The sequence below is a fragment of the Clavibacter capsici genome, from assembly GCF_001280205.1.
Lineage (GTDB): Bacteria > Actinomycetota > Actinomycetes > Actinomycetales > Microbacteriaceae > Clavibacter > Clavibacter capsici.
Genome location: NZ_CP012573.1, coordinates 1,387,346 through 1,399,657, shown reverse-complemented (window position 1 = coordinate 1,399,657; position 12,312 = coordinate 1,387,346). Strand labels below are relative to the sequence as shown.

Here is a 12,312-nt window from a genome sequence, read left to right as displayed (position 1 = left end):
GCATGCCGCGCCCCGGACCGCCCGTGCCCCTGGGGCTGACGCTCTCCGACCAGGGCGGCACGCTGCGCCTCGTGAGCCACGGCGCCTCCGCCGTGGAGCTCACGGTCTCGTCCGTCGAGGACCCGCGCCGGGTCGTGCAGGCGGTCGCGATGGAGCGGGGCGACGCGGGCGTCTGGACGGGGTCGAGCGAGCTCCTGGTCCCCGGCACCGCCTACTCCGTGCGCGTCGACGGCGAGCCCGCGCCCGGCGACTCCTTCGACCCGACGCGGCACCTGCTGGATCCGCACTCCCGCGGCCTCGTGCAGGTCGGTCCCGCCGCGTGGCGCTCGGTCGTCACGAGCGAGGTGCCGGCCGACGAGCGCGCCGCCCGCCGCGCCGCCCGCCCGGTGGTGCCGCGCGACCGGCAGGTGCTCTACGAGCTGCACGTCCGCGGCTTCACCAAGCTCGACGAGCGGCTCCCGGAGGAGGTCCGCGGCACGTACGCGGGGCTCGGCCACCCGGTCACCGTGGAGCGCCTCGTCGACCTCGGGATCACCACGGTGGAGCTCCTGCCGGTGCACGCCTCGACGAGCGAGGAGCGGCTCCGCGCGCAGGGCCGGATCAACCACTGGGGCTACAACACGCTCGCCTACCTCGCGCCGCACGCGCCCTACGCCACGCGCGCCGCGCGGGAGGCCGGCGCCGACGCGGTGGCCGCGGAGTTCCGCGCCATGGTCGACGCGCTGCACGCCGCGGGGATCCAGGTCGTGCTCGACGTCGTCTACAACCACACGGCCGAGGAGGGCGCCGACGGCCCGATCACGAGCCTCCGCGGGATCGACGGGTCGCGCTACTACCGGCACGCGCCCGACGGCACGCCCATCGACGTGACGGGATGCGGCAACACGGTCGACCTGTCCCGGCCCGACGCGCAGCGCCTCGTGCTCGACTCGCTCGAGCACTGGTCCGACGTGATGGGCGTCGACGGCTTCCGCTTCGACCTGGCCGTGACCCTCGGCCGCGACGAGCGCGTCGACTTCGACCCCGCGCACCCGCTGCTCCGCGCCATCGTCGAGGACGACGCGCTCCAGGGCCTCCTGATGATCGCCGAGCCGTGGGACGTGGGCATGGGCGGCTGGCGGACGGGCGGGTTCGGATCCGGCTGGAGCGAGTGGAACGACGGCTACCGCGACCGCGTGCGCGACTTCTGGCTGACCGACGTCGCGGAGGCCCGCCGCACGGGCCGCGCGCCGAACGGCGTGGGGGCGCTCGCCTCGAGCCTCGCCGGGTCCTCGGACACCTTCGCCGCCGACCGCGGCCCGCTCGCCTCCGTCTCCTTCGTCACGGCGCACGACGGCTTCACCCTCGCCGACCTCACGTCCTACGACCGCAAGCACAACAGCGGCAACGGCGAGTCCAACCGCGACGGCACGGACACGAACCGCTCGTGGAACCACGGCGTGGAGGGGCCGACGCGCGACGCCGCGGTCCTCGCCGCCCGCCGCCGCACCTCGCGGAACGTGCTCGGCACGCTGCTGGTCTCGGCGGGGATCCCCATGCTCACCATGGGCGACGAGCGCGGCCGCACCCAGCGCGGGAACAACAACGGGTACTGCCTCGACAACGCGGCGACCTGGATGCACTGGGACGAGGACGCGTGGCGGCTCGACCTCGAGGCGACGACACGGCACCTCCTCCGCATCCGCCGGGAGGAGCCGGCGCTGCGGCCCGTGCGCTACGCGTCGCCGGACTCCCGCGTGCCGAGCGCGTCGGTCCTCTCCTGGCGGGACGCCGACGGCGCCCCCATGACGGACGCCGCGTGGGGGTCGACGCAGACGCGCACCCTGCAGTGGATCACCACGTCCACCCCCGAGACCGAGGAGCCGAGCTGCGTGCTCGTCGTCGTGCACGGCCTGGAGACCCGGCAGCGGGTCACGCTGCCGGAGCACGACGGCGTGACGGCCTGGCGCCTGCTCTGGACCAGCGAGTGGGAGCGGCCCGAGGTCGTGACGACGGACGACGCGCCCGGCGACGGGGTCGAGGTCGACGGGCCGGCCGTGCGCATCTACCGCGCGGGCTGAGGAGGGCCGCGCCGCCCCGGACGCGCTGCCGCCGCCGCGGCCCGGACGGGGGCCGCGGAGGGTTCGCGCCGCCGCGTGCCCGTGTGCTCTCCTGGACGGACCCGCACATCCGCCGCGCCGCCGCGCCCGAGGAACGAGGACGCCGCCCATGACCGACGAGCACCCCGCCCCACCCACCGATTCCCCGGGTCGGGGCGCCCGGCGCCGCACCCTCACCCGCCGCGCGCTCGTCGCGGGCGGGAGCCTCGCGGCGCTCTCGGTCGTCGCCGGCGTCGCGGGCTGCACCACGACCCCGCGCCCGACGGACCCCACGGCGAGCGCCCCGGGCTCCCCCGCGCCGGATCCCGGCGATCCGCCCGCCCCTGCCGTCACGGCGTCCGGCGGCCCGCCGATCGAGCCCATGACCTACGCCCCCGACGACGCCCTCGCGGGCTTCCACGCGCTCCGGGAGCGCGTGCGCGAGCGCCGCCTGACCATCGGCGTGCTCGGCGACAGCATCGCCGAGGGGCAGGGCGCCACGAGCCTCCAGCACGCGTACCCCGCGCAGCTCCGCGACCGCCTGCGCGGCGCCCACCCGTCCGGAGCGCGCGGCGGCCTCGACTACATCGCGTCGCGGCACCAGATCACCGTGCCCGCCGACCAGGGCTTCGCGTTCTCCGGGACGCCGACCGCGGGCGGCCGCCACGGCTGGGGCCGCCGGGTCGTCCCGCTCACCGAGGCGTCGGGACCCGGCACCTACCGCGCGCGCATGACCTCGGCGAAGGTCTGCTGGTGGGCGCCCGGGCTCGACGCGGCCATCACCGTGCAGGTCGACGAGGGCGCGCCCGAGACCGTCCGCGCGGAGGCCGGCGGCTCGCTCACCTGGACGAGCCCCGTCATGGACTCCGCCGAGCACGCGATCACCGTGGCGTGGGCGGGCGGCAAGCCCGAGCTCGAGGGCGCGTGGCTGTTCGACGGCGACGAGGAGCGCGGGATCCACGTCATCGAGGGCGGCAACTCCGGCTCGCAGCTCTGGCAGCTCTCGGAGAGGGCGCGGCCGGACGGCGTGAGCACGTGGATCCGCTCGGCCCCGCGCTTCGAGCTCGACCTCTGGATGCCGGAGCACCTCATCAACGACGTGGTCGTCCGCACGCCCGAGCAGGTGCGCTCCGACGCCGCCGTGCTGATCGAGCTGATCCGCACCACGAGCGAGGCGCCCATCCTCTTCACGCCGCCCTACGAGCGGACGACGCTGCCGATCCGCGGCACGACGTGGGCGGACTACATCGGCGCCCTGCGGGACGCGGCGTCCGCGGATCCGCTCGCCGACGTCTTCGAGATCGGCGCCCACATCCCGCGCATGGTCGGCGCGGGCGCGCCCGACCCGTACGGCTGGATGGGCCCGGACAACCACCCGAACGACAGGGGCTACGCGCGGTTCGCCGAGGTGCTCGCCGCGAAGCTCACCGCGACGCCGGCCTGACGTGCGCGCGGCTCGGCCTCGGATGCCGAGGGCGCGCCGCCGCCGCCGTCAGCCCGCGACCGCGACGAGCCCCGGCTCCGCGCTCGACGCCAGCAGCTCGTGCCGCGGCACCACCCGCACGGTGTACCCGAAGGGCCCCGCGGTCGCGAGCGGCACGGTCCCGGCGTACTCCTGCTGCCCGCCGGACCCGCCCACGGGCGCGAGGCCATGCCGCACGACGTCGAGGAGCACGTCGCCCTCGCCCGTCCGCCCGTGCACGACCTCGACCGTCACGTCCTCCGCGTCGAGCCCGCCGAGCGCCACCCACGCGCGCACGCGCAGCTCGTCGCCGACCTGCGCCTGCTGTCCCACGCCCTCCGACTCGACGTGCGCGACCTGCACCGACGGCCAGGCCGCGGACACCCGGCGGCGCCAGGCCGCCAGCTCCCGGGCGCGGGCGTGGTCGTCGGCCGCGACGACCCGCTGCGCCCGCCCCGCCGGCACGTACAGACGCTCGACGTACTGCCGCACCATGCGGTCGGCGCTGAGCTCGGGCGAGAGCGTGGCGAGCGTGTGCCGGATGTCGTGCACCCAGCCCGCCGGCACGCCGTCCGCGTCGCGCTCGTAGAACCGCGGCGCGATGCGGTTCTCGATGAGGTCGTAGAGCGCGGTCGCCTCCAGCGCGTCGCGCTCGGCGCCGTCGTGCGCCCGGTCGGCCGACGGGATCGCCCAGCCGTTGCCGCCGTCGGAGTACTCGTCCCACCAGCCGTCGAGGATCGACAGGTTGAGCGCGCCGTTGAGCGCGGCCTTCATGCCGGAGGTGCCGCAGGCCTCGAGCGGGCGCAGCGGGTTGTTGAGCCACACGTCGGTGCCCGGGTAGAGCAGCTGCGCCATGCCGATGTCGTAGTCGGGCAGGAAGACGAGCCGCCCGCGGATCTCGGGCTCCGCCGCGAACCGCACGAGCTCCTGGATGAGGCGCTTGCCCTCGTCGTCCGCCGGGTGGGACTTGCCCGCCACCACGATCTGCACGGGCCGGTCCGGGTCGGTGAGGATGCGGCGGAGGCGCTCGCGGTCGTGGAGCATGAGCGTCAGCCGCTTGTAGGTGGGCACGCGCCGCGCGAAGCCGATCGTGAGCACCTCGGGGTCGAGCACGTCGTCGAGCCAGGCGGGCTCCACGCCGCCCGGGTTCTGCTCGCGCCAGGCGCGGGTGACGCGGCGGCGGGCGTCGGCGACGAGCTGGCGGCGCATCCGGCCGCGCACGTCCCACAGGTCGCCGTCGGTCACGGCGGGCGACGACCAGTCCGCGGATGCGGTGTCCGTCGTGCCGAGGCGCTCGCTCGCGAGCGACATGAGCAGCGGATCCGTCCACGTCGGCGCGTGCACGCCGTTCGTGACGCTCGTGATCGGCACCTCCTCGGTGTCGAACCCCGGCCAGAGCCCGGCGAACATGCCCCGGCTGACCTGGCCGTGCAGCTGCGAGACGCCGTTCGCGCGTTGCGCGAGGCGGAGCCCCATCAGCGCCATGTTGAACACGCCCGGGTCGCCGCCGCCGTGCGCCTCGGCGCCGAGCTCCAGCACGCGGTCGCGGGACACAGCGGGCAGGAGCGCGTCGGTCACGTGCGCGCGCACGAGCTGGACGTCGAACCGGTCGATGCCGGCGGGGACGGGCGTGTGCGTCGTGAACACCGTGCCCGCGCGCACGACCTGCAGGGCCTCGTCGAAGTCCAGCCCCTCGGCCATGAGCGCGGAGATCCGCTCGAGGCCGAGGAAGCCCGCGTGGCCCTCGTTGGTGTGGAAGACGCGCGGCACGGGCGATCCGGTGACGCGCGCGTGCGCGGCGATGGCCCGCACGCCGCCGATCCCGAGCAGCAGCTCCTGGTGCAGCCGGTGCTCGCCGCCGCCGCCGTAGAGCCGGTCGGTGACGCCGCGGAGGTCGTCGTCGTTCTGGGGCACGTCGGTGTCGAGGAGCAGCAGCGGGATGCGGCCGACGCGCGCCTGCCAGACGCGCGCGTGCAGAGTGCGGTCGGCGGGCAGCGCGAGCGTGACCTGCACGGGCTGGCCGTCCGCGTCGCGCAGCACCTGGAGCGGCAGGCCGTCGGGGTCGAAGACGGGGTACGTCTCCTGCTGCCAGCCGTCGGAGGAGATCCCCTGGCGGAAGTAGCCGGAGCGGTAGAAGAGGCCGACGCCCACGAGCGGCACGCCGAGGTCGGAGGCGCTCTTCAGGTGGTCGCCCGCGAGGATCCCGAGGCCGCCGGAGTACTGCGGCAGCGCGGCGGCGATCCCGAACTCGGGCGAGAAGTAGCCGATCGCCTCGGGCACGTCCCCCTCGAGCGACTGGTACCAGCGCGGCTCCCGCACGTACGCGCGCAGGTCCTCCCGCTGCTCCTCCGCCCAGGCGACGAAGCCCCCGTCGGCCGCGAGCTCGCGGAGCCGCTCCTGGTCGACGGCGCCGAGCAGCGCGACCGGGTCGTGGCCCGTCCCCTCCCAGAGCTCGGGGCTGACGTGCGCGAAGAGGCGCCGCGTCGGCTCGTACCAGGACCACCGGAGGTTCCCGGCGAGCTCGTCCAGCGCGGACAGCTCCTCCGGGAGGACGGCGCGGACGGTGAATCGGCGGATGGCCTTCACGGGACTCCCTCGGACCGGACGGCGGCGGGCGGACCCGCGCGGATGGCCCCGAGCCTAGGGGCGCGGGGGGCAGGGCACCAGGGTCCCGCCGCCCGGCCACGACCGGCGGGACGGCCGGTGACGGCCGGACGGCGCGCATCCGAACGGCGTGCGACCCCGCCGCGGCGAGCGACAGCCGGACGGCGCACGGGCTACGGTCGAACAGTGACCACACCCCAGGACGGACCCGATCCCCTCCCCCGCCCGGTGCGCGGCCGTGCAGCCCGCAAGCTCGCCAAGGCCCAGAAGCTCCAGGACGCCCAGAAGCCGCCCGAGCCGCGGCCCCCGCTGATCCCCGAGGCGCCCGTGCAGCAGGTGCCCGCGGCGCCCGAGCCCGAGCCCGCACCGGCCCCCGCGACCGCGGCCTGGCCCCTCGCGACCCCCGAGGCCGAGCCCGCCGCCGAGCCCCTCGCCGCGCCCGTCGCCGAGCCGGCATCCGCTCCCCGCCACGCGGCGCCCGTCCCGGCCGACGACGCTCCCGCCGCCCCGGAGCACGCCGCGCCCGCGCACGCCGCGCCGTCCGCCTCCGAGGCGCCCGTGCCGACGCTCGACGCGCCCGCAGCGCCCGCCTCCGCGGACGCCGCCGAGGACGACTACGCCCCCGTCATCGGCCGCATCCCGATCCTGTCGCTCACCCCGCAGATCGAGGACGACCTCTGGCCCGCCAAGAGCTTCGTCCACGACGTCGTGCCCTTCGGCGCCACGATCTTCCGCGAGGGCCACGACCTCATCGGCGCCGACGTCGAGCTCACCGACCCGTCGGGTGCCGTCACGTCGCACCGCATGTCGCTCGACGCCACGAAGCCGGGCCTCGACCGGTGGACCACGTCGGCCCAGCTGGAGACGCAGGGCGCCTGGACGTGGCGCGTGAGCGCGTGGTCCGACGACTTCGGCACCTGGCTCCACAACGCCGAGATCAAGGTCCCCGCCGGCCTCGACGTCGACGTGATGCTCGCCCTCGGCGCCGAGCTCCTCGAGCGGGCCGCCGCCGACGACGCCCGGGACGACGCCGATCGCGCCGTCCTCCGCGACGCCCTCGCCGGCATCGCCGACGCCGACCGCACCCCGGAGGAGCGCCTCGCCGCCGCGACCGCCGCCCAGGTGCACGCCGCGATCGACCGCGTGCCCGTCCGCAGCCTCGTCACGCTCTCCCCCGAGCGCACGATCGTCGTCGAGCGCGAGCGCGCCGCCGTCGGGTCCTGGTACGAGTTCTTCCCGCGCTCCGAGGGCGCCGCCCTGCACGAGGACGGATCCTGGACGAGCGGCACGTTCGCCACCGCCGCGCGCCGCCTCCCCGCGATCCGCGACATGGGCTTCGACGTGGTCTACATCCCGCCGGTGCACCCCATCGGCCGCACCAACCGCAAGGGCCCGAACAACACGCTGACCGCGGGGCCCCACGACCCGGGATCCCCGTACGGCATCGGCTCCGAGGACGGCGGGCACGACTCCATCCACCCCGAGCTCGGCACGGTCGACGACTTCCGCGCGTTCGTGGCTGCCGTCGCCGACCACGGCATGGAGCTGGCGATCGACATCGCGCTGCAGGCCTCGCCCGACCACCCGTGGGTCACGACGCACCCGGAGCTCTTCACGACGCTCCCCGACGGCTCGATCGCGTACGCGGAGAACCCGCCGAAGAAGTACCAGGACATCTACCCGCTGAACTTCGACAACGACCCCGAGGGGTCGTACCGCGAGATGCTCCGGGTCATGCGCGTGTGGCTCGGCCTCGGCGTCAAGATCTTCCGCGTCGACAACCCGCACACCAAGCCGCTCGTGTTCTGGGAGCGCCTCATCCACCAGGTGATGCGCGACGAGCCCGACGCGATCTTCCTCAGCGAGGCGTTCACGCGCCCCGCGATGATGCGCACGCTCGCCAAGATCGGCTTCCAGCAGTCGTACACGTACTTCACCTGGCGCAACACGAAGAAGGAGCTCGAGGAGTACCTCACCGAGGTCAGCCACGAGACGAGCGACTACCTGCGCCCGAACTTCTTCGCGAACACGCACGACATCCTCACGCCCTACCTGCAGTTCGGCGGGCGGGCCGCGTACCGGATCCGCGCGGCCATCGCCGCGACCGCGTCGCCGTCGTGGGGCATCTACTCCGGGTACGAGCTGATCGAGAACGTCGCGCGCCCCGGCGCCGAGGAGAACATCGACAACGAGAAGTACGAGTACAAGCCGCGCGACTGGGCGCGCCAGGAGGAGCTCGGCGGATCCATCGCGCCGGAGATCACGCGCCTCAACGAGATCCGCCGCGCCCACCCCGCGCTCCGCCAGCTGCGGAACCTCGACGTGCACTGGAGCGACGACGACTCGATCCTCGTCTACTCCAAGCACCTCGCGGCCGAGCACACCGGCACGGGCGAGGCGGACACGGTCCTCGTGGTCGCCAACGTCGACCCGCACTCGGCGCGCGAGACCCAGGTGTACCTCGACCCGACCCGCTTCGGCCTCGCCGAGGACGCCGTGTTCGACGTCGAGGACCTCCTCACGGGCGACGTCTACACGTGGTCGACCTCCAACTTCGTCCGGCTCGACGCGTTCACGCACCCCGTGCACGTGTTCCGGGTCCACCCGACCGCATCGAAGGGATGACGGACATGACCGACACCACCCCCCAGCACGACCCGAGGGACGGCGCCGACGTCGTCGTGCCGCCCGCCTCCGAACCGCACCCCGAGACGGGGGCCGACGTGGTCGTCCCCCCGGCCGCCGACGACGCGACCCCCGCGGGCACCGCATCGACGGACGCGGGATCCCCCGCGAGCGACTCCGACCCCATCCGCCTCCCCGAGGTCGCCGACCACGACCTGCGCGCCGTCGCCGAGGGCGTCCACTCCGGCCCGCACTCGGTCCTCGGCCAGCACCCCGTCGCGATCGACGGCGTCTCCGACGACCTCGTCGTCGTCCGGGCGCTCCGCCCGCTCGCCGAGGGCGTCTCCGTGATCCTCTCCACCGGCGCCCGCGTCGCGCTCGCGCACGTCGGCCACGGCGTCTGGCAGGGCGCGCACGTGCTGGGCCTGCAGGACTACCGGGTCGAGGCCCGCTACTCCGACGGCGGAACCTGGACGAGCGACGACCCGTACCGCTTCCTCCCCACCGTCGGCGACCTCGACCTGTACCTCTTCGGCGAGGGCCGCCATGAGCGCCTCTGGGACGTCCTCGGCGCGCAGCACCGCGAGCACTGGGGCGTCGCGCAGACGTACTGGGGCGTCTCCTTCGCCGTCTGGGCGCCGCACGCCCGCGCCGTCCGCGTCATCGGCGGCTTCAACGGCTGGGACGGCGTGCAGCACGCCATGCGCCGCCTCGACGGCAACGGCGTCTGGGAGCTCTTCGTCCCGGGCGTGGAGCCGGGCGTCTCGTACAAGTTCGAGATCCTCACGCAGGCGGGGCGGTGGATCGAGAAGGCGGATCCCATGGCCCGCATGACCGAGGTCCCGCCGGCCACCGCCTCGCGCGTCGAGACGAGCGACCACCGGTGGGACGACGCCGCGTGGATGGACGCGCGCGCCGCGCGCGACCCGCACGACTCCCCCATGAGCGTGTACGAGATGCACCTCGGATCCTGGCGCCCGGGCCTCGGCTACCGCGAGGTCGCCCGCGAGCTCGTCGCCTACCTCCAGGAGCTCGCCTACACGCACGTCGAGTTCCTGCCGCTGGCCGAGCACCCGTTCGGCGGATCCTGGGGCTACCAGGTCTCCGGCTACTACGCGCCCACCTCGCGCTTCGGATCCCCGGACGACCTCAAGTACCTCATCGACACGCTGCACCAGGCCGGCATCGGCGTCATCGTGGACTGGGTCCCCGCCCACTTCCCGAAGGACGCCTTCGCGCTCGCGCAGTTCGACGGCCAGCCGCTCTACGAGCACACGGACCCGCGCCGCGGCGAGCAGCAGGACTGGGGCACCCTCGTCTTCGACTTCGGCCACTCGCAGGTGCGCAACTTCCTCGTCGCGAACGCGCTGTACTGGTTCGAGGAGTTCCACGTCGACGGCCTCCGGGTCGACGCCGTGGCCTCGATGCTCTACCTCGACTACTCCCGCGAGGAGGGCCAGTGGCTGCCGAACGTCCACGGCGGTCGCGAGAACCTGGAGGCGATCTCGTTCCTCCAGGAGGTCAACGCCACCGCGTACCGCACCCACCCCGGCATCGTGATGATCGCGGAGGAGTCCACGAGCTTCCCCGGCGTCACGCGCCCCACGAGCGACGGCGGCCTCGGCTTCGGTCTCAAGTGGAACATGGGCTGGATGCACGACTCGCTCGACTACGCCGCCGTCGACCCGATGTACCGGGCGTACCACCACGGCCAGATCACGTTCTCGATGGTCTACGCGTACACGGAGAACTTCCTCCTCCCCATCAGCCACGACGAGGTCGTGCACGGGAAGGGATCGCTCGTCGGCAAGATGCCGGGCGACCACTGGCAGAAGCTCGCGAACGTCCGCGCGTACCTGTCGTTCATGTGGTCCCACCCCGGCAAGCAGCTGCTCTTCATGGGCCAGGAGTTCGGCCAGCCGTCCGAGTGGAGCGAGGAGCGCGGGCTCGACTGGTGGATCCTCGACCAGCCCGTGCACCGCGCCCTGTTCGACCTCGTCGGGTCGCTCAACCGCACGTACGTGGACACGCCCGCGCTCTGGGCGCTCGACAACGACCCGGCCGGCTTCGAGTGGATCGACGCGGGCGACGCCGGGCGCAACGTGCTCGCGTTCCTCCGCCGCGACCGCGAGGGCAACCAGGTCGCCGTCGTGCACAACTTCTCGGGCGCGCCCATCTCGGGCTACCGGCTGGGGCTGCCGCAGGCGGGCGTGTGGGAGGAGATCCTCAACACGGACGCCGAGCAGTTCGGCGGATCCGGCGTGGGCAACCTCGGCGCCGTGCACGCGGGCGACGACGGCTGGCACGGTCGCCCGGCCTCCGCGGAGCTCACGCTGCCGCCGCTGGCCGGCCTCTGGCTGCGGCTCCGGCAGGACCCGGCGGAGCTGACGCCCGTCGAGGCGCCCGCGCACCACGCGCCGGACGCGGACGAGTCGCGCGTCGACGGCACGCCGTTCGGGGACGCGGACGCGGCCGCCGCGCCCGTCCTCCCGCAGTCGCCCGACGCGCAGCCTCCCGTCGAGGGCCTGTCCGCGACCGACGACGCGCCGGGCGCGGACGACGGCACCCCGCGGGTGCCCACCGTCTGATCCCGCCCGACACGACGACGGCGCCGCATCCTCCGGGATGCGGCGCCGTCGTCGTCCGTGCGGACGGGCGTCAGTAGAGCAGGCGCGTGAGCTGGCGGCGCGCGACGGCGACCCGCGGGTCCTCGAGGCCGACGACCTCGAAGTGCTCGAGGAGCCGCTGGCGGATGGCCTCGCGTCCGGCGGCGTCGGCCGACGGGAAGAGCTCCAGCAGGCGGGTGAACGCGTCCTCCACGTGCCCGCCGGAGAGGTCGAGGTCGGCGACGAGCAGCTGGGCGTCCACGTCGCCGGGCGCCGAGGCCGCGGCCGCGCGGATCTGGTCCGCGGCCTTCCCGTCGAGCCGGTGCAGGAGGCTGACCTGCGCGAGCCCGGCGACCGCGAGGGCGTCCCGCGGGTTCTGCGCGATGGCGGTGCGGTACTCGGCCGCGGCCGACGCGTAGTCGCCCTGCTCGATGAAGGCGTAGGCCTCCGCGTGGTGCGGCGGCAGCGGCTCCTCGGCGGGGGCGGCGGGCTCGGCGGATCCGGCGGGCGGGACGGCCTTGCCGGTCACCCCGTTCTGCTGCGCGAGCTCCAGCACCTGCTGGACGACGTCGCGCACCTGGTCCTCGGGGATCACGCCCGCGAAGAGGCCGACCGGGCGTCCGCCGATGAGCGCCGCGACGGTGGGCACGGTCTGCGCCTGGAACGCCTGGCCGAGCTGCGGGCTCTGGTCGACGTCGATGCGGACGAGGAGCACGCGCCCGGCGTGCTCGGTGACGACGCGCTCGAGCACGGGCGACAGCTCGCGGCTGGAGGCGAGGCCCGTCGACACGAGCTCCACGACGACCGGCACGATCCCGGAGATGTCGAGGAACTGCGTGAACGACGTGTCGTCGGCCGCCAGCACGAGGCCGGGGACATCGACGGTCTGCGGCGCGCCGGGAGCGCCGGCCGGGGCGCCGGGAGCGCCGGCCGGGCG

At 74.7% G+C, this 12,312-nt stretch carries 6 protein-coding genes; 4 read left to right on the top strand and 2 right to left on the bottom strand.

Annotation, left to right across the window (positions count from 1 at the left end; all coding sequences use genetic code 11):
• Positions 1-2 precede the first annotated feature (2 nt).
• Both glgX and AES38_RS06600 read left to right on the top strand, forming a co-directional pair.
• Positions 3-2,060, top strand: a complete 2,058-nt coding sequence (gene glgX, locus AES38_RS06605) for a glycogen debranching protein GlgX (RefSeq protein WP_244629251.1) — start codon at positions 3-5, stop codon at positions 2,058-2,060.
• Between the two features lie 148 nt (positions 2,061-2,208).
• Positions 2,209-3,522 (top strand): SGNH/GDSL hydrolase family protein, encoded by a 1,314-nt coding sequence (locus tag AES38_RS06600; RefSeq protein WP_053774299.1) that lies wholly within the window; start codon positions 2,209-2,211, stop codon positions 3,520-3,522.
• Positions 3,523-3,570: 48 nt separating this feature from the next.
• Here AES38_RS06600 and glgP read toward each other — a convergent pair whose 3' ends face one another.
• Positions 3,571-6,126 (bottom strand): alpha-glucan family phosphorylase, encoded by a 2,556-nt coding sequence (glgP, locus tag AES38_RS06595; protein WP_053774298.1) that lies wholly within the window; start codon positions 6,124-6,126, stop codon positions 3,571-3,573.
• Between the two features lie 681 nt (positions 6,127-6,807).
• On the opposite strand from glgP, the gene AES38_RS06590 reads away from it, so the two are divergent.
• Both AES38_RS06590 and glgB read left to right on the top strand, forming a co-directional pair.
• Positions 6,808-8,769 (top strand): alpha-1,4-glucan--maltose-1-phosphate maltosyltransferase, encoded by a 1,962-nt coding sequence (locus tag AES38_RS06590; RefSeq protein WP_053775708.1) that lies wholly within the window; start codon positions 6,808-6,810, stop codon positions 8,767-8,769.
• Complete coding sequence (gene glgB, locus AES38_RS06585) at positions 8,766-11,357, top strand: 1,4-alpha-glucan branching protein GlgB (RefSeq protein WP_053774297.1); 2,592 nt, start codon at positions 8,766-8,768, stop codon at positions 11,355-11,357. Before AES38_RS06590 ends, glgB begins: the two co-directional genes overlap by 4 nt.
• A 70-nt stretch (positions 11,358-11,427) precedes the next feature.
• Here the strand turns inward: glgB and AES38_RS06580 are convergent, their stop codons facing one another.
• Complete coding sequence (locus AES38_RS06580) at positions 11,428-12,240, bottom strand: tetratricopeptide repeat protein (RefSeq protein WP_306453494.1); 813 nt, start codon at positions 12,238-12,240, stop codon at positions 11,428-11,430.
• Positions 12,241-12,312 lie beyond the last annotated feature (72 nt).

Bases quoted from the DNA above. Each gene is read 5' to 3' on its own strand.
- AES38_RS06600 (WP_053774299.1), top strand. From the start codon at position 2,209: ATGACCGACGAGCACCCCGCCCCACCCACCGATTCCCCGGGTCGGGGC.
- glgX (WP_244629251.1), top strand. From the start codon at position 3: ATGCCGCGCCCCGGACCGCCCGTGCCCCTGGGGCTGACGCTCTCCGAC.
- glgB (WP_053774297.1), top strand. From the start codon at position 8,766: ATGACGGACATGACCGACACCACCCCCCAGCACGACCCGAGGGACGGC.